Origin of the sequence: Amycolatopsis albidoflavus (assembly GCF_039525725.1) — a bacterium.
GTDB lineage: Bacteria > Actinomycetota > Actinomycetes > Mycobacteriales > Pseudonocardiaceae > Amycolatopsis > Amycolatopsis albidoflava.
In genome coordinates, this window is the sequence record NZ_BAAAHV010000031.1 from 24392 (window position 1) to 45538 (window position 21147).

At 68.5% G+C, this 21147-nt stretch carries 20 protein-coding genes and 2 tRNA genes; 14 read left to right on the plus strand and 8 right to left on the minus strand.

Annotation, left to right across the window (positions count from 1 at the left end; genetic code table 11):
• Window positions 1–476: 476 nt before the first annotated feature.
• Window positions 477–1238 carry a sulfite exporter TauE/SafE family protein gene (locus tag ABD156_RS44545; RefSeq protein WP_344287697.1) on the plus strand — a complete coding sequence of 254 codons (762 nt, stop codon included), beginning with the start codon at window positions 477–479 and terminating at the stop codon, window positions 1236–1238.
• Here ABD156_RS44545 and hisC read toward each other — a convergent pair.
• Window positions 1231–2289: a histidinol-phosphate transaminase gene (gene hisC / locus ABD156_RS44550; protein WP_344287699.1), complete on the minus strand. Its 1059-nt coding sequence runs from the start codon at window positions 2287–2289 to the stop codon at window positions 1231–1233. The genes ABD156_RS44545 and hisC overlap by 8 nt on opposite strands.
• Before the next feature lie 104 nt (window positions 2290–2393).
• Here hisC and ABD156_RS44555 point away from each other — a divergent pair, with 104 nt between their 5' ends.
• The 7 genes from ABD156_RS44555 to ABD156_RS44585 all read left to right on the plus strand — a co-directional run bounded on the left by ABD156_RS44555 (window position 2394) and on the right by ABD156_RS44585 (window position 8626).
• On the plus strand, window positions 2394–3026 hold the full coding sequence (locus ABD156_RS44555) for a dienelactone hydrolase family protein (RefSeq protein WP_344287701.1): 633 nt from the start codon (window positions 2394–2396) through the stop codon (window positions 3024–3026).
• Between the two features lie 85 nt (window positions 3027–3111).
• A complete protein-coding gene (locus tag ABD156_RS44560; protein ID WP_344287703.1) occupies window positions 3112–4002 on the plus strand; it encodes a quinone oxidoreductase family protein in 891 nt (296 codons plus the stop codon).
• 11 nt (window positions 4003–4013) lie between these two features.
• Entirely contained in the window at window positions 4014–4622 is a 609-nt protein-coding gene (locus ABD156_RS44565; protein WP_344287705.1) for a TetR/AcrR family transcriptional regulator, read from the plus strand.
• Window positions 4619–6598, plus strand: a complete 1980-nt coding sequence (locus tag ABD156_RS44570) for an acetoacetate--CoA ligase (RefSeq protein ID WP_344287707.1) — start codon at window positions 4619–4621, stop codon at window positions 6596–6598. The genes ABD156_RS44565 and ABD156_RS44570 overlap by 4 nt, the downstream gene beginning before the upstream one ends.
• A 46-nt stretch (window positions 6599–6644) precedes the next feature.
• Window positions 6645–8354: a phosphatidylglycerol lysyltransferase domain-containing protein gene (locus tag ABD156_RS44575; RefSeq protein WP_344288293.1), complete on the plus strand. Its 1710-nt coding sequence runs from the start codon at window positions 6645–6647 to the stop codon at window positions 8352–8354.
• A gap of 66 nt (window positions 8355–8420) precedes the next feature.
• Window positions 8421–8510, plus strand: a tRNA-Ser gene (locus ABD156_RS44580).
• Window positions 8511–8552: 42 nt separating this feature from the next.
• Window positions 8553–8626, plus strand: a tRNA-Arg gene (locus tag ABD156_RS44585).
• A 61-nt stretch (window positions 8627–8687) separates the two neighbouring features.
• Here ABD156_RS44585 and ABD156_RS44590 read toward each other — a convergent pair.
• Both ABD156_RS44590 and ABD156_RS44595 read right to left on the minus strand, forming a co-directional pair.
• On the minus strand, window positions 8688–9410 hold the full coding sequence (locus tag ABD156_RS44590) for a hypothetical protein (protein ID WP_344287709.1): 723 nt from the start codon (window positions 9408–9410) through the stop codon (window positions 8688–8690).
• A gap of 8 nt (window positions 9411–9418) precedes the next feature.
• Window positions 9419–10117, minus strand: coding sequence for a hypothetical protein (locus tag ABD156_RS44595; RefSeq protein ID WP_344287711.1), 699 nt, complete (start codon window positions 10115–10117; stop codon window positions 9419–9421).
• A gap of 182 nt (window positions 10118–10299) precedes the next feature.
• On the opposite strand from ABD156_RS44595, the gene ABD156_RS44600 reads away from it, so the two are divergent.
• The 6 genes from ABD156_RS44600 (at window position 10300) to ppk2 (ending at window position 17351) form a co-directional block, all read left to right on the plus strand.
• Window positions 10300–10893 (plus strand): RNA polymerase sigma factor, encoded by a 594-nt coding sequence (locus tag ABD156_RS44600; protein ID WP_344287713.1) that lies wholly within the window; start codon window positions 10300–10302, stop codon window positions 10891–10893.
• The gene (locus ABD156_RS44605; protein WP_344287715.1) at window positions 10893–11645 is read left to right on the plus strand and encodes a hypothetical protein; all 753 of its coding nucleotides are present in this window, start codon (window positions 10893–10895) and stop codon (window positions 11643–11645) included. Before ABD156_RS44600 ends, ABD156_RS44605 begins: the two co-directional genes overlap by 1 nt.
• A 111-nt stretch (window positions 11646–11756) precedes the next feature.
• Window positions 11757–13205, plus strand: coding sequence for a hypothetical protein (locus ABD156_RS44610; protein WP_344287717.1), 1449 nt, complete (start codon window positions 11757–11759; stop codon window positions 13203–13205).
• Between the two features lie 92 nt (window positions 13206–13297).
• Window positions 13298–13582, plus strand: a complete 285-nt coding sequence (locus tag ABD156_RS44615; RefSeq protein ID WP_344287719.1) for a hypothetical protein — start codon at window positions 13298–13300, stop codon at window positions 13580–13582.
• Window positions 13583–13684: 102 nt separating this feature from the next.
• Window positions 13685–16390: a transcriptional regulator gene (locus ABD156_RS44620; protein WP_344287721.1), complete on the plus strand. Its 2706-nt coding sequence runs from the start codon at window positions 13685–13687 to the stop codon at window positions 16388–16390.
• 70 nt (window positions 16391–16460) lie between these two features.
• On the plus strand, window positions 16461–17351 hold the full coding sequence (ppk2, locus tag ABD156_RS44625; protein WP_344287723.1) for a polyphosphate kinase 2: 891 nt from the start codon (window positions 16461–16463) through the stop codon (window positions 17349–17351).
• Window positions 17352–17357: 6 nt separating this feature from the next.
• Here the strand turns inward: ppk2 and ABD156_RS44630 are convergent, their stop codons facing one another.
• From ABD156_RS44630 to ABD156_RS44650, 5 genes are all read right to left on the minus strand, one after another.
• Complete coding sequence (locus ABD156_RS44630) at window positions 17358–18137, minus strand: class II aldolase/adducin family protein (RefSeq protein ID WP_344287725.1); 780 nt, start codon at window positions 18135–18137, stop codon at window positions 17358–17360.
• Between the two features lie 58 nt (window positions 18138–18195).
• Complete coding sequence (locus ABD156_RS44635) at window positions 18196–18732, minus strand: helix-turn-helix domain-containing protein (protein ID WP_344287727.1); 537 nt, start codon at window positions 18730–18732, stop codon at window positions 18196–18198.
• An 18-nt stretch (window positions 18733–18750) separates the two neighbouring features.
• Window positions 18751–19116, minus strand: coding sequence for a VOC family protein (locus tag ABD156_RS44640; protein WP_344287729.1), 366 nt, complete (start codon window positions 19114–19116; stop codon window positions 18751–18753).
• Window positions 19117–19125: 9 nt separating this feature from the next.
• Window positions 19126–20016, minus strand: coding sequence for a hypothetical protein (locus ABD156_RS44645; RefSeq protein ID WP_344287731.1), 891 nt, complete (start codon window positions 20014–20016; stop codon window positions 19126–19128).
• Between the two features lie 75 nt (window positions 20017–20091).
• On the minus strand, window positions 20092–21129 hold the full coding sequence (locus ABD156_RS44650) for a tetratricopeptide repeat protein (RefSeq protein ID WP_344287733.1): 1038 nt from the start codon (window positions 21127–21129) through the stop codon (window positions 20092–20094).
• Between the last annotated feature and the right edge of the window lie 18 nt (window positions 21130–21147).

The window sequence follows — 21147 nt, forward strand, 5'->3', positions numbered from 1 at the left end:
GGCTTGCAGCGATACGCACGCTGGTTGCCGGGTGGAGCGTGGACGACCGGCGGCGTGGGTTGGCGGCAAAGCAAGGCTCGGGCAGAGGTGCCCTGGTTGGGCGCGGCCGGTGACGAGGTGCGCTGGTTGCCGGGCGGAGCGCGGGCAAGCGACGACGTCGGCTGGCGGGCAAACAACACGTGCGCTTGCAGCGACCCGCGCCAGCAGCCGGGTCCGCATGGCTGGCAGCCAAGCAAGACCCGAGCTGGCGGCCACGCGGATTGCGCACTCGCAGCCGAGTCGGCGCATGCGGCGATGTCGCCGTGCGCGCGACCCCGCCACGCGACCCCGCCACGCGAGGGCACGGCCACCAAGCCCAATCACGCCCTTCGCCCAGCCCGCGTGCGCCTCCGGAGTGGTGCCTTCGAGTGTCTGACCGGACACATCGCGTCGCAGACCACCGAGGCTGCTGCTTAGGGTCAGCGGGTGATCGCTTTATGACCTGGTGGCATGCCGTCGTCATCTTCATTGCCGGGATGTGGGCCGGGACCATCAACACCGTCGTCGGTTCCGGGACGCTCGTGACGTTCCCGGTGCTTGTCGCGCTCGGGTATCCGCCGGTGACCGCTACGACGTCCAACGCGGTCGGGCTCGCGCCGGGCACGATTAGTGGCGCTTACGGCTATCGGCATGAGCTCGTCGGGTACTGGCCGCAGGTGGTGCGGTTCGCGGTCGCCTCGTTTTTCGGGGCTATCGGCGGCACCATTCTCCTCCTGACGCTGCCCAAGGACGCCTTCGAGAAGATCGTGCCGGTGCTCGTCGGGCTCGCCGTCGTGCTCGTGATCGTTCAGCCGAAGGTCTCGAAGTGGGTGCAGAAGCGCCGCGAGGCCAACGGGCGCGAGCATCACGCGGGGCCGTTGCTGTTCGGGCTGCTCTTCGTCATCGGCATCTACGGCGGCTACTTCACCGCCGCGCAGGGCGTGATGATGATGGCCGTCATGGGCATGCTGCTGTCCGAACCGTTGCAGCGGCTCAATGGCGTCAAGAACGTGCTGTCCGCCGTCGTGAACATCGTCGCGGGCACGATTTACGCGTTCGTCGCGCCGGTGAGCTGGCCGGTGATCGGGCTGCTCGCGCTCGGGTCCACGATCGGCGGGCAGCTCGGGGCCAAGATCGGCCGCAAGCTGCCGCCCACCGTGTTGCGCGGCGTGATCGTCGTGATCGGGCTCGCCGCGGTCGTGCAGCTGATCCTCAAATAGCCTGGAATTCCTTGGCCGCGGCCAGGAACAGGTCGTTCTCCTCCGGCGTCCCGATCGTCACCCGCGCGCCCTCGCCGGGGAACGGGCGCACGATCAGCTTCCGGTCCAGCATGTGCTCGGCGAAGGCCGCGGTGGCATCTCCGAGCGGGAACCACACGAAGTTCGCCTGGGTCGGCGGGATCTCGTAACCCATCTCCAGCAACGCGTCCCGCACGCGGGTGCGCTCGGAGATGATTTCCCGGCACCGGGCGAGCAGTTCGTCCTCCGCGTCGAGCGACGCGATCGCGGCCACCTGCGCGATGCTGTTCACCGAGAACGCCACGTACACCTGCTGCAGCGCCTGCGCGATCGGCTCCGGAGCCACCGCGTACCCGACGCGCAGCCCAGCGAGCCCGTACGCCTTCGAGAACGTGCGCAGCACCGCCACATTGCTGTGCGTCCGCGTGAATTCGACGCCGTCCGGCACCTCGGGGTCGGTGACGAATTCCTTGTACGCCTCGTCCAGCACCACGAGCACGTGCGGCGGCACCGCTTCGAGGAACCGCTCGATCTCGTCCCGGTGCAGCACCGTGCCGGTCGGGTTGTTGGGGTTGCAGACGAACACCAGCTTGGTGCGATCGGTGATCCGCGCCAGCATCGCGTCCAGGTCCAGCCCGTGCTCCGGAGTCAGCGGAACCTTCACGCCCGTCGCGAGCGCCACCTGGACCACGATCGGGTAGGCCTCGAACGACCGCCAGCCGAACAGCACCTCGTCGCCGGGACCGCACAGCGCCTGGATCATCTGCTGGCACAGCGAAACCGAGCCGCACCCGATCGCGAGCCGTTCGGCCGGAACGTCCAGCCGCCGCGAAAGCCGCTCGCGCAAAGCCTGGGATCCGTTGTCCGGGTACCGGTTCACTCCGGTTACCGCAGCCGTGATCGCCGCCTGGACGCTCGGCAGCGGACCGCCGGGCACCTCATTGCTCGCGAGCTTGACGGCCCCTTCGATCGTCCGGCCAGGGACGTACTTCGGCAACGAATCGAGGTCAGGGCGGGGGGCGAGGGACGGCATCGTCGGAACTCCTCGGTTTTCACGGGACGACGGGGTCACCGTATCTCGCCCCGGCCGATCCGGGAAGGTTCCCAATGTTCACCCAGAGGTGATTGCATGAGGCGATGACGTCGACGACCACCGTGGATCACCAGCGTACCGACGGCAGCACCCTTCGCCTCACCTTCGCCGAACCCGACGGCGCGCTTCGCGGCGGCCTGGTGGTCCTGCACGAGGGCGACGGGGTCACCGACGGCGTCCTGCTGCTGGTCAAAAGCCTTGCCGGCGAAGGCTGGCTCACCGTCACGCCGCACATCGAGTCCGGCGAACAGCTCACTCAGCGCGATCTCCTCGACGCCACCGACCGCACGCTCGAATGGCTCACCGACCGCGGCGTCGAAGCCGACCTGCGCGGCGTCGTCGGCTTCGACCTCGGCGGCACGGCGGCGCTGGTAGTCGCCTCGCACCGCAAGTTCGGCGCGGCGGTGAGCGTCGGCGGACAGGCGGTGGCGGAACTGCCGAAGCTGCTGGAAATCGCCGGCCGCGTGACCAGCCCGTGGCTCGGCATGTACGGCGACGCCGGCGACGAGGCGGGCGAGGCTCAGGTGGAGCAGCTGCGCGAGGCCGCGGCGTCGGCGAAAGTCGCGACGAACGTCGTGCGCTATCCGGGCGCGAACCACCGCTTCGACGCCGACCCCGGCGCGGCGGAAGAGGCCTGGCAGCGCACCCTCGACTGGTTCGACGCGCACCTCCGCTGATCTCCGGCAGCACCCTTGACGGGTCGCTGCGTGATCGAATAACGTTCCGATCCGGATCGGAATGTTATAGCGAAAGGAACCACCCGTGAAAGCGGTGCTCGTAGAACCCCAGCAGCGGCTCGTCCTCGGCGACGCACCGGACCCGGCTGCCGGGCAGGGACAGGCCGTGGTCGAGGTCGAGGCAGCCGGAGTGGGCTACTTCGACCTCATGAATCTGCGGAACGGCGCCAGTTCGGTGCCCGGCGTCGAGGTCGTCGGCCGGGTAGAGGACAGGCGGAGAGTGCTGGCGCTGATCCTTTCCGGCGGCTACGCCCAGCAGGTCGCGGCCGACGCGGATCAGCTGTACCCCGTGCCGGACACCCTCGATCCAGCCGACGTGGTCGCGCTGGGCGTGAACGCGATGGTCGCGGAAGGCGCAGTGCGCCGGGCCGCGGTGGCTCCCGGCGAGCGAGTGCTGGTCCGCGGCGCGAGCGGTGGGATCGGCGTGCTCGCGACCCAGATCGCCCACGCTCGCGGCGCTGAGGTCACGGCGGTGACTTCTTCGGCGGAGTACGGCGAACGGCTCCGGATCCTCGGCGCGGCGAAGATCGTCGACCGCACCCGGGAGCGACCCGAGGAGACCTACGACGTCATCATCGACACCGCGGCGGGTCCGCAGGTCCGCGAGCACCTGGAACTGTTGCGTCCCAACGGTCGCTATGTCCTTTGTGGAGGCACGGCGGGCGTTCCGGAACCGGAAGCGTTCGAGCCGCTGATGCGCGATTTCCACAAGTCGCCGACGCTGTTCGCGTTCAGTCTCACCTCGGTGTCGCCGGAAGAACGCCGGAAGTCGTGGGACCGCGTCCTCAAGCTGGTTGCCGACGGTCAGCTTTCCGCCGTGCTCGACCGAACGTTCCCGCTCGGCGAGGCAGCCGCTGCCCTCCAGCACGTGGAGCAAGGGAAATCGTTCGGTAAGGTCGTGCTGCTCAACGAATAGCGGGAGAATCCATGGCGCGCCAACGGGACGAGCGGATCGACCACGCCGTGCTGGTCGCGGTGTGCGAACTGGTCCGGGAATCCGGCTATTCGGCGCTGACCATGGAGGCCATCGCCCAGCGCGCGGGCACCACCAAACCCGCCATCCGGCGCCGGTGGAAAAGCCAGAAGCACGTGGTGGTCGCGGCGATGGCGGAGGCGCGCACCGGGGTCGCGGAGATCGACACCGGCTGCACCTCCTGCGATCTCGTCGGCCACCTCGACGCCCTCCGGATCGGCCTGGAGGACCCGGTTTTCGGCCGCGTCCTCCCGGCGCTGGCCGTCGACCTGGCGGACGACCCGGAGCTGCGGGAAGACTTCCTGACGTCGTTCTGGGCCCCGCGCCGGGAGGCCTGCGTCGTGTCGCTGCGCAAGGCGCAGGAGCGCGGGGACCTCCGCCCCGGCCAGGACGTCGACCTGCTGCTGGACCTGTTCGCCGCGCCCGTCGTGTTCCGCGCGCTGTTCGGCCACCGGGAATTGACGCGCGAGTTCGTCCTCGACGTCGTCCGCGCGCTGCTGACCGGGGTGGGCGCGGTCGAAAAAGGACTTTGCGAGCATCGCGGGGTTAGCATCGGCGGGTGACCGAGAACGCCGCTGTTCCCGAGGTGCTTTGGCGACCCGACCCCAACCGGGTCGCTGACACGAAGATCGAAGCCTTCCGCCGATGGCTGCGCGAGCAACGCGGCGTCGACCTGGCCGATTACGACGACCTGTGGCACTACTCGGTCGAGCACGGCCCGGAGTTCTGGGCCGCGGTCGCGGAGTTCTTCGGCGTCCGCTGGCACGAGCAGCCGCGGGAAATCCTGTCCGGCGCGATGCCGGACGCGAAATGGTTCGACGGCGGCACGCTCAACTACGCCGAACACTCGCTGCGCCCGGGTACCGGCGGCGCGCCGAAGGCCGACGACGAACTCGCGGTGATTTTCCACCGCGAGGACGGGCTCGCCGAGCAATTCACCTACGGCGACCTCCGTGCACACGTCGCTGCCGCACGGGCCGCGTTGCGTGCTTTCGGCGTCGGCAAAGGAGATCGCGTCGTCGCACTCGCGCCGAACTGCCCGCAGACGCTCATCGCTTTCCTCGCCACCGCCAGCCTCGGCGCGATCTGGTCGTCGTGTTCCCCGGACTTCGGGATCCGCGCGATCGCCGACCGGTTCACCCAGATCGAGCCGAAGGTGCTCATCGCGGTGAACGGATACGCTTACAACGGCCGGAAATTCGACATCCGTGACACCGTTCAGCAGCTGCGCGAACAGATTCCGTCGCTCGAAGCCACCGTTTTGGTGAAATACCTCGGAGACGGGACGCTCGACGGCGTCATCGACTGGAACGCGATGCTCGCCGAACACGCGGGCGGCGAGCTGGCGTACGAGCCGGTGGAGTTCGCGCATCCGTTGTGGATCCTGTACTCCTCGGGCACGACCGGGCTGCCCAAGGGCATCGTGCAGGGCCACGGCGGCATCGTCGTCGAACACTTCAAAGCGCTCGGCCTGCAAAGCGGGCTCGGGCCGGGGGACCGGTTCTTCTGGTTCACCACCACCGGCTGGATGATGTGGAACTTCGTCGCCTCCGCGCTTCTCGTCGGAGCCACGATCGTGCTGTACGACGGCAGTCCCGGCTATCCGGATCTGAACGCGTTGTGGCATCTGGCCGAACAGCACCGCGTCACCTACTTCGGCACGTCCGCGCCGTTCATCCAGAGCTGTCTCAAGGCAGGTCTCGCCCCGTCCGAGCGCTACGACCTCAGCGCGCTGCGCGTGGTCGGCTCGACCGGTTCGCCGTTGTCCTCGGAGGGTTTCCGCTGGATCGCCGACGCGATCGGCCGGGACGTGCAGATCTGCTCGGTCTCCGGCGGCACTGACCTGTGTGCGGCGATCGTGGCGGCCGCGCCGGACGTGCCGGTGTGGCTCGGCGAACTGTCCTGCCGTGCGCTGGGCGTGGCCGCGGCGGCGTTCGACGACGACGGCGAGCCGGTGGTCGAGGAGGTCGGCGAGCTGGTGATCACCGAACCGATGCCGTCGATGCCGGTCTCGTTCTGGAACGACCCGGACGGTTCCCGGCTGCGCGAGGCGTACTTCGAGACGTATCCGGGTATCTGGAGGCATGGCGACTGGGTCAAGATCACGCGCCGCGGTTCGGCGGTGGTCTACGGCCGCAGCGATTCGACGCTCAACCGCGGCGGCGTCCGGATGGGCACCGCCGAGTTCTACCGGGTCGCCGAAGGATTCGCCAAGGTCGCCGACTCGCTGGTCATCGACACGTCGGCGGCGGGCAACGACGACGGGCAACTGCTGTGTTTCGTAGTACTCACCGCCGGCGCCACGCTCGAAGAAGTGGAGCCTGACCTGCGGAAAGAGCTTCGCAACGCACTGTCGCCACGACACGTACCCGATCGGTTCATGGTCGTTTCCGAGATTCCCCGTACGTTGAACGGTAAGAAGTGCGAAGTACCAGTGAAGCGGATCCTCTCCGGAGTCGCGCCGGAGAGGGCGGTGAGCAGGGACGCGCTGGCCAACCCGGCCGCGCTGGCCCCCTTTGTGGAGCTCGCCGCGCACTGAACGCGCCAACGGGGGGAAGCATGGCAGGGCCGTGCGTGTTGCACGCGTGGTGACGGGGACACGCGCGCAGCACACTTGGCAGGCGGCCGGCGTCACGTCGGTCGTCGCGATCACATGGATAACCAGGCTCGCCGGCCTGCTGACGGTCGTGTCCACGGTCGTTCCGGTGGGCCGCGACGTGCGCGGACACGTGGCCAAATGGCTGGAGCTGCCCAGCGAAGCGACTACTGCCGCGGCGGCTGTGGCGCTGGTCACCGGCGTGTTGCTGATCATGCTCGCCGCCGGGCTCCGCCGCCGCAAACGCCGCGCCTGGCAACTGGCGGTCGGCTTCGCGGCGCTGTTGGCGTTGTCACACCTCGGGCTTCGGCATGTGTTCGGCGCCGGCGTGGTGTCCATGGTGCTGCTCGCCGGGCTTCTCGGCACGCGGCGGTACTTCATCGCCCGCCCAGACCCGACCGTCGGCCGCTGGCGCGCTTTGCGGGTGCTGCTGCAGCTGGTGCTGGCCGGTTTCGTGCTCAACTTCGCGCTGCTGTCGGTCGCACCCGCCCGGATGCTCGACCCGCTGAGCTTCGCCGACCGGCTGTCCCAGTCAGCGCTCGCGCTCACCGGCGTCAGCGGGCCCGCGGTGTTCCACGAGATGTGGTTCGAGGACCTGTCCGCGTCGATCGGGCTGGTCTTCAGCATCACCGGCGTGCTGGTGTCGGCGTACTTCCTGCTGCGCTCGGCCGAACCCGCGCCCGAACTGTCCGACGACGAACTGGCGCGGCTGCACGAGTTGTTGAAGCAGCACGGGGAACGGGACTCGCTGGGCTACTTCGCGCTGCGCCGCGACAAGTTCGCGGTCTTCTCCAAGACCGGCAAGGCGGCCGTCACGTTCCGCGTGATCGCCGGGGTCGCGCTGACGTCCGCCGATCCGCTCGGCGACCACGAGGCCTGGCCCGGCGCGATCGAGGAGTACCTGGACATCTGCCAGCGCAACGCCTGGGTGCCCGCCGCGATGGGCGCGTCCGAACTGGGCGCGACGGTGTGGGCCCGGTTTGGCCTGGAGGTACTGGAAATCGGCGACGAGGCCGTCGTCGACACCAAGACGTTCACCCTCGACGGCCGCGTGATGCGCGGCGTGCGACAGGCGGCGTCGCGGACGAAGCGGGCCGGCTACAAGGTCCTGGTGCGCCGGGCGGAGGACCTGCGCTCCGGCGAGTTGCCCGAGCTGGTGCACCTGGCCGCCACCTGGCGCGGCACCGAGACCGAACGCGGGTTCTCGATGGCGCTGGGCCGCATGGGCGACCACGGTTCGGTGATCGTCACCGCGGAACAGGGCGGCCGGGTCCGAGGCGTGCTGCAGTTCGTGCCGTGGGGCGAGCGGGGCCTGTCGCTGGACGTGATGCGCCGGGACCGCACTGTCGACAACGGCGTGAACGAGCTGATGATCTCGGAGCTGCTGCTGTACTCCCGCGAGCACGGCATCGACCAGGTGTCGCTGAACTTCGCCGCCTTCCGCGCCCTGATGGAACAGGGCCAGCGCATCGGCGCGGGCCCGGTCGCGCGGCTCTCGGCGAAGGTCCTGCACTTCTTCTCGCGCTGGATCCAGATCGAGAGCCTCTACCGGTTCAACGCCAAGTTCCAGCCCCGGTGGGTGCCGCGTTACCTGGTGTACCCGGGCGTCGGGTCGCTGCCCCGGGTCGGCATCGCGACCTTCGAGGCCGAGGGGCTTGGCGGCCGTTCGCCCTGGTTACGCAGGGTGCTGCACCGTTGAGGGGGGTGCCTTCCGGAGGTGGTGGAGGGGTGTGTAACCTATCTGAGCAGTGGTCGTTGGGACCCAGGAGGCTTCGCCTAGTCTGGTCTATGGCGCCGCACTGCTAATGCGGTTGGGGGTAACCCCCCCTCCCGGGTTCAAATCCCGGAGCCTCCGCTGGTGCCTGTTTCGGCAGGTGCTAGGTTAACAACTGAACACGCGCCCGTAGCTCAGCTGGATAGAGCATCTGACTACGGATCAGAAGGTCAGGGGTTCGAATCCCTTCGGGCGCACTGTCTGGTCGAGACAGTAAACAACGGTCCGGGAGCTTTTAGCTCCCGGACCGTTGTGCATTTACGCCTTCTTCAGCCGATCCAGCACCGCGCGTGTCTGGGATTGCGCGATCGACGACAGATCGTCCATCTTCAGCGGGGCTTCGCCAGGGGCGCGGTGGACGGCGACCTGAACCTCCACCGAGACATTGCTGTCCTGCACCCCGACGATGTAGCTCGCGCCCGGCCCCGGCTCGGTGACAGCGCCCGCGCGCCAGTAGTTGCGGGTGCCGAGCCCGGCGGTGGTGCCGGCGGTCCAGCCCTTCGACGGGCCGGTGTTCCACTTGTCGTAGGCCGGGGGCTCGCCCGCGGACGTGAAATCGACCTGGACTCCGATTCCGGCCTCGTTGGTGGCGACGCCGTCGGTAGCGGAGGTGCTGGTGTAGCGGAGACTGCACGTCAGGCCGCCGCCGTAGCCGCCGCTTGGCTGGTTTTCCCGGTGCGTCGGCGGGATCGGGGTGGAGGACCATTTCGCCAGCGGTTTCGGGTCCAGGAGGTCGCAGGCGTTGGAGATCGCGCTCATCGAGTACTTGCCCGGTGGTGCGACGGCTGACGTCGTGGTGGACGGGGGCGGGGTCACCGGGGCCGGTTCGGCTTTGGAGGGGGAGGAGCCGCTGCTGAGGGAGAGGCCGATCGCGATTCCGACGCCGAGTATCACGACCAGTCCGATCGCACCGGCCACGATCAATCCCGTTTTGGGGCCAGGTTTCGGGGGCTGCGGGTAGCCGTATCCGGGTTGCTGCATGGAAAACCCTAGTTCCCTTTCAGCCCGCTCAACGCCTTGCGGGCCTGTGCTTCGGCGATCGGCTGGACTTCGGTGCGGTGCATCTGGGCGACTTCCCGGCTGCGGCTGAAGTTGAGCCGCACGCGGACCGAGACGTTGGCGTCCACTACGCAAAGGACGTAGCGCGTGTTCGCGACCAAGTCGCCGTAGACCTCGGAGTGCCAGAAGCCCTGGCTCCCGATTCCGGTGATCGGGCCGGATGCCTTGCCCTCGCCGGTTTTCGCCGCGTTGCCGCGTTTCCAGTTCTCGTAGTAGGACGGCGCGGTTCCGTTGGTGAAGTTGACGTCGAGGATGACCTCGGCGGTGTCCAGGGAATTGCCGCTGGAGTACCGCATCTGGCAGCTCAGACTGCCTGCGTCGAGGTTGCTCGGGCGAAGTTCCTTGTGCTCGGGCGGGCCCGCCGGAGTGGGCGACCACTTCCGCAGCGGAGCGGGATCGACGAGATCGCAGGCGTTGCCGACGTGGTCCATCGAGTAACCGGGTGCGGCGGCCGGCTCCGGTGGGCGCTCCGAGGGCTGCCCGGCCACGACGCCGACGGCGATCCCGATTCCCAGCACGACCACCAGCGCGGCGATCCCGCCGATGATCCAGCGGGTGCGCCGAGGCTTCGCGGGCGGAATTGCGGGGAAGGGATTCGTCGGCGGTTCAACGCGCCCGTTGTCGGTCATCCCCAGCAGCCCTCCGCCCGGCGAGCCGGACGCCCCGATCCTGGCTCCGCCCGACTATATCCTTCCGCTTCCGCCGAGGCGAGACGCTGATCACGCTGGTCCCGGGCCTGATGCAACGATGCTGCGGCGAGCGGGGACATGGGGTTGTGACGACAGTTGCGGAGCAGAGCTGGGGGTGGGGGATGCCGGCCGAGAGACCGGATTCCCCCGGCGGCGACCAGGAGTTGTGGGCGCTGGCCGCGGGCGGGGACGTCGCGGCGTTCGGAGAGTTGTTCAACCGGCACGTCGCCGGGGTGTGGAACTACGCCTACCGGCTGACCGGTTCCTGGGCCACCGCCGAGGACCTGGCCTCGCTGACCTTTCTCACCGCGTGGCGACGCGTCGGCGAGGTGACGCTGGTGAACGACAGTGCTCGGCCGTGGCTGTACACCGTGACCGCGAATCTGGCCCGCCGGGAACAGCGTCGCCTCGGCCGGTTCGCGGCTGTGCTGACGCGGCTGCCGCGCAATCCGGTGGTCCGCGACCACGCCGAGGACGTGGCTGGGCAGGTCGACGCGGACCGGCGGTTGAAGGCGGTGCTGGACGCGGTCGCGAAACTGCCGCGGGCGGAACGGCGGGCGGTGGAGCTTTGCCTGCTGGGCGGTTTGTCGAACGGAGAGGCGGCCGCGGTGCTCGGGATCGCCGAACCGAGTGTGCGCGCGCGGATTTCACGGGCGCGAACCCGGTTGCGGGAGCTGCTGAGGGACACCGGCGTACTGGCTGGAGGGGACTTCTGATGGCCGACGATCTCAACCTGCCGCCCGACCGGCCGATGCCTGACCTCCTGAAGGAAGCCATGTGGAACCGGCTCGCTCCGGGGCTGCGTGCCCGGCGGCGCCGGAGGCTGGGGCTGCCGCTGGCGGTCGCCTCGGGCGTCGGCGCGCTGGCCTTGGGCGCGACGCTGGTGTTCTCGCCGGTGCACGACGCCGGCACGGACCTTACGCGGGTTCCGGCTGGTGCCAAGCCGGATGCCGGGGATGCGCAACTGTTCAAGGCCTGCCTCGACAGTGCTCCCGATCTCGGGGTCTCGTTGGCTGACCCGGACAGTTTGCGCTTGACGCTCAAGGTCGATCAGGGCGCGGAGCGGAGTTACCTCGTCGGCCGCAACGCCACACTCGCGGCTGTCTGCGTTCTCAGAGACGGCCAGAATGCCGGCCCTTACCGCCCGTACTCCGGCCTGATGGTCACCGACGACAGGGACTGGACACACGGACGGGAGGGCTACGCCTATCTCAGCGCCACTCGCCCGATCTGCGGTTTCGCCAGCGCCACCAATGCCTACCGGCCGAGTGTCGTGTTCGGGGTCGCGACCCCCGACGTGGCCAAGGTGGAGATGTACGGGCCGGACGACTCGATGACCCCCGCGGTGTTGAAAGACGGCATTTTCGTCGTGAAATTCGTCGAGGGCGGTTCTCCGCGTGACGATTACAGCCGGAAATTCCGAGTGACCATGCGAGACGGAAGCGTCCACGACTTTCCGGGGAGATAGCACCGGGTCGGCTGTCGCGCGAAGACTGATACTGGGGGAAACGCAATAATGGCACTGGGTTTGACGACGCCTCAAACAGGGCGGGAGCGGCTGTTTCCGGCCCGGAGACGGGTGGATTGGCTGCTGCTCGGAGTGGCGGCCGCGTCAGCATTGTTCTTTCTTTTGGTGCACAGCCATCTCATCGACGACACCTATATCACCTTGAGCTATGCGCGCAATCTCGCGTTCCACGGAAACTGGGGATTGCTGGCCGACAGCACCTCGAATACGGCGACCTCGCCGTTGAACGTGCTTTCCCTGGCGGCGTTGACGTTCGTGCTGCGGGACGCGGTCCTGGCCGCGGGCGTGTTGTACGTGGCCGGTCAGGTGCTGCTGGTGCAGGCGCTGCGGAGGGTGGGCGCGGTCGCCGGATTGCCTCGCTGGTTCCCGGTTCTCGCGGTCGCCGCGTTGACGGTGAATCCGCTGCTGGTGTCGTCGATCGGCATGGAAGTCGAACTCGGTGCGGCCGGGCTTTGCTGGCTGCTGGTCTTTTCGGCGGAGCGGCGGCCGTTCGCTTTCGGGCTGGTGGCAGGCGCGCTGACCCTGGTCCGGGTCGATCTGGTGCTCTTCGCGGGCGTGATTTTCCTGATCCGGCGGCGGTTCTGGGTCGACGGCCTGCGCGCTGTGCGAGGCGCGGCGCTGGTCGCGGTGCCCTGGTTCGTGTTCAGCTGGGTCGTACTGGGCGCGGCCGTTCCGGACACTCTCGTCATCAAGACCCTGCAGGGCGCGCGACAGGCCTGGGGGAAGTGGGAATTCGGCAACGGCGTCGGACTGTACTGGCAATACCTGCCAGGGCAGACGGTGCTCGCGTTCTTGTGCGTCGGTTTGGCGGCGTTGGCGGGGTTGCGCTGGCTGGTACTGGCGTTGCGCGGCAACGCGGCCAGTCGCGGGCTGCTCCCGTTCGCGGCGCTCGCGGCGGCCGGAGCGGGGCACAGCCTGGCGTACGTTCAGCTGAAAGTGCCGCCGTACCACTGGTATTACGGCCCCGGCATTGTCGCGGCGACGGTGTTCGCGTGTGCGGTCGTGGCCGGTTCCGCCCACCGGATCGAGCGGGTGGCGGGGGCGGCTGTCGTCGTAGCGTTGGTCGGTGCCAGTGTGGTCGGCTATGCCGGGGACGGACTGCCGCGCGACTTCGCCCCGTTCACCTCGAACTACACGACGAGCGCGCAGTACGCCGAGATCGGCCGGGAGGTGGGCAGGCTGGCTGCCGGGAGAACGGTCGCCAGCGCCGACGAGATCGGAGTGCTGGCCTACGCCTGCGACTGCGCGATCATCGACGTCTTCTCCGACCGCGGCCGCATGCCCGAGGCGATCGACGAACTGGAGGCACGGGCCGGACGTCTGTCGCGCGGACTGCTGCGGGTGAACTTCGCGTTCTTCGACTACAGCGTGCGGCCGCGCAAACTTGACCTCGCGTTGCGGCGGGTTTGGGGGCCGCCGCCGTCGGATTACCTTGCCCACTGGACGATTTCCGCGCCGCTCTACGGGCGTGCTGAGCTGTACCTGGTCAATGCGCAGTAAGCTCTGGCCATGGTTCCCTTGCGTGGCGAACGGCTCGACGGGGCCGCGGTGGAAGCCGCCGGGCGCTCTCGACGGTCCGCTAGGAACAGTTGATGAACATCGTCGAGCCGGCAGCCACGATGCCGGACCGCGGTCGCGTCGGCGCGGCGGTCCTGCACTTCGCCGGGGCGTGGCTCGCCATGAGCGATCGAGCGCGGATCGTCGCGGTCGGGACCGGGTTTTCCCCAGCAGGGCTGCGGTTCAAGGAAATCAGCGGCGAAGAGTACGGAGTGGACTTCGCCAAGCCGCTGACGGTCGAGCAGTTGCATCGGTTACCGGCCTGGCAGATGCCGCAGCCCGAGACCGCGCACGAGGACCTGCGGAAGTTCCTGGGCTAAGGCTCAGCTTCGAGGGCTGAGAACGGCAGCAGAGAGTCCGGCGCTGCTCAGGTTTCCGCTAAACAGTCCAGCCCAGGGTCTCGCGCATTAAGATGCCGAGTCGTGAACGAACCGAACGCGCCCTTTCGCGAGGCGGAGTACGACCGTCTGCTCAACCGCTTGCGAGAGCGCTTGGCGGAGTTGGTTCAGGATGCGTTGGCCAGAGAGTTCTCGGCGAAACAATTCGCCGAAACCGCCGAGAGCGATCTCGAACGGATCAGCGGCGAAGTCGAACACCGGATGGCCGGGAACGCCGACGAGACGCTCGGGGCGACCAACCCGCAGATCGAAGAGCTGTGGGCGGCCGAGAAAACCCTTGCCGCGCACGATAATCCGGCGAACAGGCCGGCTGGAGCACGCGCGGCGCACGCGATGTTCGGTCTGGCGTTGTGGTTCGGCATCGGCTACCCGTTGCTCTGGTGGCAGCTCCAGCAGGCTTTCAGCGGTCTGGCGTGGTTCTTCACAGTGGTGGTCTTGCTGGTCGCCGGGCCGGTCGGGGTGTGGGCCGCGGATCGGCTGACCGCGCGAAGCGGGAAGAAGCTCATCGGCCGGACTGTCGTCAACGCGGAGATCTGGCCGTTCGTGTCGTTCTTCCCGACCGTCTATCTGTTGTTGCTGTGGCGCTTGCTGTCCTCAAGCCGGGAGGCGATGGGCGGGTTCTGGTCGGGTGCGCTGTGGATCGCCGCGGGGGTGGTCGCCGTGGGTGCGTTTTTGGTGGCACTCTCGGTGGCGACCGTGGTACTGGAGACGGAGGAGCCGGGACAACGGCTGCCGGCGGCAGTGGTCGTTCGCGGACTGATGGCGGTTGTCCTCGCGCTCGCCGCGGCCTACTTCGTGCTTGTGGCAGCGGTGGGCTGGCCTCCTTTCGCTAAGTACGTCGTGGCCGACGCGGTCACCTTGCTGGTCATGATCGGCTTCGCACCGTTGACGCTCAGCTCCTGGCTGATCCCGCCGTTGCTGTCTCGTGACGAGAGGCGCAAAAACAGCCCCAGCTGGAAACAGGTGCAGGCGAAGTTGCGGAACGAGGTCACCGTCGCGGAAGAACGCTGGGGAGACGCTGCGCGCACCGAGGTGGAGCAGCGCGTCAAAACGCACCTCACCAACGTCCTCAACCCGGATTTCACCACCACTCTTCCCGCCTACGACCGGCACGCGCTGGGGCAGATGCGCGCGGGCGATCGGGTCAGGACCTCGGTGGCGGCCGCGGACCGGCTGCGCGAGCTGCTGGCCGGGATCGAAGGCGGCGTGATCGGAATGGCCGGGTCGCGCGGGGCGGGCAAGTCGACGCTCCTCGAGGCTTATCGCGCGGGCAAATTCCTGGAAGGCGGCTATCGGCACATCGCGGTGATGGAGAGCGTGCCGGTCCGGTACGAGGCGCGGGAGTTCATGCTGCACCTGTACAGCCAGACCTGCGCCGAGGTGATCAAGTTCTGCCGGCAGCGCGGACCGGACGAGGACGTCGCGAGCCCTCGTCGCCGGGGGTGGGACCGGCGAAGCTGGCCGGTGCTCGCGGCGGTGCTGGCCTGGCTGCTGGTGGGCGCGGTGGGGACGATCGTCTCAGCGGCGTTCCAGGCTGATCTGCGTGCTCAGCCGACCACCCTGTGGTGGCCGCTGGCCTGCCTGTTCGGCGCGGCCGCCACGCTCAGCCTCGCGGCGAGGAGACGTCCGGCGGCCCGGTTGCGGGAATCATCGCCGCCGCCGGTCGCGAAGGGAGACCTGGTCGCGCTCCGGAAGCGGGCCGAATGGGCTCGCGACGGGATCAGGTTCCAGCAGAAGCACACCTCGGGCTGGTCGGGCAAGACCGGCGTGCCGATGGTCGAGGCGGGGATTTCCGGGGCACAGGAGGCGACCCGGAATCCGTTGACCTATCCCGAGGTGGTGCACGAGTTCCTGCGGTTCGTCGAGGCGACCATCGAGTGCCTCAGCGCGCTCCCGAAGATCGCGCCCGCGCCGGTGGTGATCATCATCGACGAGCTGGACAAGATCGCCGATCCGGACCTGGCCCACGAGTTCATCAACGAGATGAAAGCCTTGACCGCCGTCGACGTGTCCGGGCTGTTGTGCCTGATCTCAGTGTCGGAGGACGCACTGGCCGCGTTCGAGCTCCGCGGCCTGTCGGTCCGCGACGCCTTCGACAGCGCCTTCGACACCATCGTCCGGTTGGAGTACCTCGCTCTCACGGACGCGCGGGAGGTGCTGTCCAGCCGGGTGGTCGGCTTGCCCGATCCGTTCATCAGCCTGTGCCACTGCCTGGCCGGAGGACTTCCCCGCGAACTGATCCGCGTCGCCCGGCGCATGTTCGCCGGCGGCGCTGAACTCGCGGCCATCGCGCGGCGGCTGGTCGCCGAGGACTTGGCCGCCAAACGTTTCGCGCTGCTGACCGTCGTCGGAAAGGCGGAGTACGACGAAGTCCTGGCCAGCGCTCTCGTCCGGCACCTCGACGCGCGGACGGCGGCTGAGCCTGGCGCACTGATCGCCGCGGTCGCCGCGCCGCCGGTCTCGGCGGGAGTTGACGTGGCGCCGGCCTTGCTGCGGCTGCAGACCGAAACCCTGGGATACCTGTATTACCTCGGGACGGTGCTCGAGGTTTTCGGCCCGGCCTTCGCGCCCGGCGATCTGGAACGCGGTCGCGCGGCCGGCGACGGGTCATTCGACACGCTGGCCTCGGCGCGGCAGCTCTTCCCGGTCAACGCCCGGCTGGCCTGGCTGACGATCAGTGCGTTCCGGCGGGCGTGGGCGCTGCGCGTTGTCGAGCCGCCCAGCGCCTGAACCGGGCCGCGGAATTCCTGGCCGGAGCCGGGACACCTCCCGTTCACCTGCCCTGCTTAAGGTCGGCCGCATGTTGCGGGACGTGCGGGAGTACATCGATCGGCTTGAGATCGACGGGCATTCGGTCGGCGAGGATCACGACGACGATCCCGTGCTGATCGACGCGTTCGGCAAGGCGGTCGACACCTGGCGGGAGAATTATCCGTACGCCGAGCGCATGCCGCGCGAGGAGTACGACGAGACCAAATACCTGCTGCAGGTCGAACTGCTCAAGCTGCAGAACTCGATCAGCGAGACCGGCAGCAGGCACGTCCTTCTCTTCGAGGGACGCGACGCCGCGGGCAAGGGCGGCACTATCAAGCGGTTCATGGAGCACCTCAACCCGCGGCACGCGCGGACGGTCGCGCTCGCCAAGCCCAGTGACCGGGAAGCGCATCAGTGGTATTTCCAGCGCTACGTACAGCATTTGCCGACCGCGGGCGAGCTGGTGCTGTTCGATCGGTCCTGGTACAACCGGGCCGGGGTCGAGCAGGTGATGGGGTTTTGCTCGCCGGAGCAGTACGAGCAGTTCATGCGTCAGGTGCCGTTGTTCGAGGAAATGCTGGTGGAGAGCGGGATCACGGTCACGAAGTTCTGGTTTTCCGTTACTCAGGCCGAACAGCGCACCCGGTTCATCATCCGGCAGGTCGATCCGGTGCGGCAGTGGAAACTGTCTCCGATGGACCTGCAGTCGCTCGACAAGTGGGACGACTACACCGCGGCCAAGGAGGCGATGTTCCTCCGCACGGACAACGATCTCGCGCCGTGGATCACGATCAAGAGCAACGACAAGAAACGCGCGCGGATCAACGCGATGCGCTATTTCCTGTCCCGCTTCGAGTACGAGGGCAAAGACGAGAACGTGGTCGGGGAACCGGATCCGTTGATCGTGAAGCGCGGGCGGGACGCGGTCGGGGACTGAACCGCGTCAGTCCAGCACGTCCGGTTCCTGGTCGACGATCAGGTCCTCCAGCAAGCGGAAGTTGTTGCGCGCCATGTTCGCGCTGCCGAACTGGCGGGCGGCGAGGCCGGCTTCCTCGGCGGTCATCACGCGAGGCGTACCCGCGGCTTCGGCGAGAAGTTGCATCTGGCAGGCGCGTTCCATCGTGATGAACCACCACGCCGCCTCGGCGACGCTTCGCCCGACGGTCAGCAATCCGTGGTGGCGAAGGATCGCGGCGCGTTTCGACCCCAGCCGGGCGGCGATACGCACGCCTTCGTCGCGTTCTAGGACCAGGCCTTTGTACTCGTCGAAAAGCACGTGGTTTTCATAGAAGGCACAGGATTCCTGGACAATCGGGTCCAGCAGGCGATTCAACGCCGACCAGGCGCGCCCGTGGATCGTGTGCGCGTGCGCGACGGCGACCACGTCCTCGCGGGCCTCGTGGATGGTCGAGTGGATCGCGAACGCGGCCTTGTTCGTGCGCCGCGTTCCTTCGACCACTTTTCCGTTCTCGTCAAGGAGAAGCAGGTCGCTGACCTTGATCCGGGAGAAGTGCACCGCGTACGGGTTGACCCAGAACCGGTTCGGGAACTCGGGATCGCGCGCGGTGAGGTGCCCGGCGATGCCCTCGTCGAACCCGTACCGGGCGAACAGGCGGAAGGCGACCGCGAGCTGACGTTTGCGCCGCGCTCGTTCGGCGGCGACGGAATCCAGCTGTTCGGGCAGGGTGTCGAGGTCGAGTTCGGCTACCGGAGCGTCGGTCATCAGCATCTCCCACTGTTGCCTGTCTGGCAAACAGGGTGCCTCTGAGGCACAGCGAGTGTCAAGCGATGACGACGAGCACTTCCGCGTCGGGCGCGCCGCGCAGGGTGTGTTCGGTGGTGCCGGGGAACTGGGCGGAGTCACCGGCCGTGAGCAGGTGGGTTTCGCCGGAGAGGGTCAGTTCGAGCTGGCCGCTGACCACGTGCAGCCACTCCTCGCCGCGGTGCTGAGTGGGGCGCGGCGGGACGGATTTGCCGCGCAGCGTCACGAGCGTCGCCTCAACGCCAGATGACGGCGGGGACAGGTGGGTCATGGACGCGCCGCTGGTCCCGTACGTGATGGCGTCGGCGCGCCGGACGATAGGCGACCGGCGTTCCTCGGAAGCGGCGAGATCGGCGACGCTGACGTCCAGCACCCGCGCGAGCACCACGAGCGTGCCGAGGCTGGGCACCCGCTGTCCGCTCTCGACGCGGGACAGGTAGCCAGGGGTGATGTCCGCGGCGGCGGCGACTTTTTCGAGCGTGAGCCCGCGTTCCAGGCGAAGCTCACGCAAGCGTCGCGTGATCCGCTGCTCGGCTTCTTCCGCCTCCTGGCTCATCCCCCCACTGTAAGCGGCTCAGCTGGCGAGGAACTCCAGCCGGTTGCCGACCGGGTCGAAGGTGTGGAACCGTCGCCTGCCGGGGATTTCCGCGGGATCGGCCCAGGTCACGGACCGTCCGGAGGCTTCGATCGCAGCGGAGACGGCGTCCACGTCGACCACGAAAGCCGGATGCGCCTTGAGCGCCGGACGGAAATCCGCCTCGACGCCGACGTGCAGTTCGCCGTCCGGGCCGCCGACGCCCGGAACCCGGAACCAGCAGCCGCCGCGGGCGGACAGCAGCGGCGGCTTCGGCAGTTCCGGCCAGCCGAGCACACCGGTGTAGAACGCGCGTTCGTCGTCCTCCGCGCCCGCTGGGCAGGCGACCTGCACGTGATGGATCATGCCTCGAAACTACGCCAGCTCAGCGGGTTTGGGTTCCGGGAAAGCGTAGAACCGCACGGCCAGGTCACGCGCTTCCTCGGCCGGGCCGGGTTTGCGGGCGGCGTAGCGGTGCACCAGTTCCAGGTACTCCTTCTGGAACTCCTTCAAGTCCTTGTAGCTCAGGCGCATCCCGGCGCGGCTCCCGGCGGTCCAGTCGTCGAAGGTGTCGCGGTGCTCGACCGCCCAGGCCATCAAGCGCACTTCGTGGTCGTACTTCGCGTCCAGGTAGGCGGCCAGCTTCGGCCGGTCCTCCTCGGGGTAGTCCTCCAGCTTCGCCTCGTTCGTGCTCTGCGGGACGGAGTGCCAGCGACCGTCGCGGGCGCGTCGCGTGTACCCGGCGTGGGTCAGGGTGAGCAGCGCGGCCGGAACGTCGATCGAGGGGAGCTGCGCGCGCAGTTCGGCCGAAGTGGCGGGCATCAGCCGGAGCAACCGCTGGTAGTTCGGGTTCGTGCGCACGGTGATGTCGTGCATGGTCAGGGCTCGCGGCCGTGCGTTGCCGGCGAGCAGAGCGCGCGCACGCAGCATCAGAAACACCGCGATCGGCACTTCCGCGAGCAGTGCGGTGCCGAGGCTGGCCCACTGGTCGGAGCCGCCCCAGTCGAGGACGACGTCGAACCAGGCGTCGCAGCACAGCAGCGCGGCGGTCGCGGCCAGCATCGGCACCGCGGCGCGGCTGCGGCGCATCCCGAGCAGCACGGACGCGGCGAAACACAGCAGCAGGACGATGTCGAAGCCGACCCAGGCGACTCGCCACTGGCTCGTGTCGAAGTGCTCGGGCAGGGTCAGTCCGAGGTAGACGGTCCACGGCACCAGGAACACCGCGATACCGGTGAGGATGGCGAGAAGCACGCGTCTGAACACCCGATCGACGCTAGCCGCGCCGATGCCGGGGAACATCCGGGAAGATCCCGGAGATCGACCCCGAGAAACCTGTGTCTACTGTGGACGGTCGGCGGCCAAGGCCTGCCAGTGGTCGGCTTCGGCGGTCGCGCCGCGGGCGCGCAGCATCCGGGTCAGGCTCAGCATCCCCTGCACGTCGCCGGTCTCCGCGGCGACCCGGAAGCAGCGTTCGGCCTGTGCCAGGTCGCTGCGGGATTCGGCGAGATGCCCCAAGTTGGTGAGCGCGGGGATGCTGCCGTGCTCGGCGGCCTTGCGATACCAAGCCGCGGCCTCGCCGTCGTCGCGGCGGTTGCGGGCGAGGACGCCGAGGTTGGTCATCGCCGCCGCGTCACCCGCCTCGGCGGCCTCGAGGTACCAGTTCTCCGCCTCTTCGAGGTCGCCCCGGCGATGCAGCAGCAACCCCAGCCGCACCTTCGCCTCGACGTGGCCGCCTTTCGCCCCGCGACGGAACCACCGCTCGGCGTCGCCTTCCCGGTTGGCCCGTTCCGCTTCCCGGCCCAGCAGACAGGTCGCGGAGAGTTCGCCCGCGTCCGCCGCGGCCCGCCACCAGTGCGCCATCTCGTCGGGCGCGCCGAGCTCTCGCAGGACCAAACCGAGGTCCAGCATCGCCGTCGAGTCGCCGTCTTCCGCGGCGCTGCGGCACCAGCCCTCGGCATCGGAGTACCGGCCGTCTTCGACGAGCAGGTGGCCGAGCAGCCCGGCCGCTTCAGTCGCGCCGGCTTGGAACGCGGCGGCATACCAGTGCTCGGCGTCGTTGAGGTGGCCTTGGTTTTCGCAGGTCCGCGCATATCCGAGCATCCCGTGCGGCTCACCGGCCTGCGCGGCTTCGTGGTACCAGCGGGCGGCTTCGTCCTCGGCGCCGCGTTCGGCCAGCAGGTGGGCCAGCGCGGTCATCGCGATCCGGTCACCGCCCGCGGCGGCCCGGCGATACCACTCCTCGGCCTCCGCCGAATCGCCGCGTTCGCGCAGGTCAGCGGCGACGCGCGTCATCGCGACGACGTTGCCGCCCTCCGCCGCCTTCCGGCGCAGGTAGTCGTCGACGCGTGTGTTCCACTTCCGCAGCCGCCCGGGCATCTCGGACCCGCTCCTTTC

Excerpts from the sequence above, each read along its gene's own strand:
- ABD156_RS44635 (WP_344287727.1), bottom strand. The coding sequence starts at position 18,732 with ATGAGCCAGGAGGCGGAAGAAGCCGAGCAGCGGATCACGCGACGCTTG.
- ABD156_RS44640 (WP_344287729.1), bottom strand. The coding sequence starts at position 19,116 with ATGATCCATCACGTGCAGGTCGCCTGCCCAGCGGGCGCGGAGGACGAC.
- hisC (WP_344287699.1), bottom strand. The coding sequence starts at position 2,289 with ATGCCGTCCCTCGCCCCCCGCCCTGACCTCGATTCGTTGCCGAAGTAC.
- ABD156_RS44555 (WP_344287701.1), top strand. The coding sequence starts at position 2,394 with ATGACGTCGACGACCACCGTGGATCACCAGCGTACCGACGGCAGCACC.
- ABD156_RS44630 (WP_344287725.1), bottom strand. The coding sequence starts at position 18,137 with ATGACCGACGCTCCGGTAGCCGAACTCGACCTCGACACCCTGCCCGAA.
- ABD156_RS44650 (WP_344287733.1), bottom strand. The coding sequence starts at position 21,129 with ATGCCCGGGCGGCTGCGGAAGTGGAACACACGCGTCGACGACTACCTG.
- ppk2 (WP_344287723.1), top strand. The coding sequence starts at position 16,461 with ATGTTGCGGGACGTGCGGGAGTACATCGATCGGCTTGAGATCGACGGG.
- ABD156_RS44600 (WP_344287713.1), top strand. The coding sequence starts at position 10,300 with ATGCCGGCCGAGAGACCGGATTCCCCCGGCGGCGACCAGGAGTTGTGG.
- ABD156_RS44595 (WP_344287711.1), bottom strand. The coding sequence starts at position 10,117 with ATGACCGACAACGGGCGCGTTGAACCGCCGACGAATCCCTTCCCCGCA.
- ABD156_RS44615 (WP_344287719.1), top strand. The coding sequence starts at position 13,298 with ATGAACATCGTCGAGCCGGCAGCCACGATGCCGGACCGCGGTCGCGTC.
- ABD156_RS44590 (WP_344287709.1), bottom strand. The coding sequence starts at position 9,410 with ATGCAGCAACCCGGATACGGCTACCCGCAGCCCCCGAAACCTGGCCCC.
- ABD156_RS44545 (WP_344287697.1), top strand. The coding sequence starts at position 477 with ATGACCTGGTGGCATGCCGTCGTCATCTTCATTGCCGGGATGTGGGCC.
- ABD156_RS44565 (WP_344287705.1), top strand. The coding sequence starts at position 4,014 with ATGGCGCGCCAACGGGACGAGCGGATCGACCACGCCGTGCTGGTCGCG.
- ABD156_RS44605 (WP_344287715.1), top strand. The coding sequence starts at position 10,893 with ATGGCCGACGATCTCAACCTGCCGCCCGACCGGCCGATGCCTGACCTC.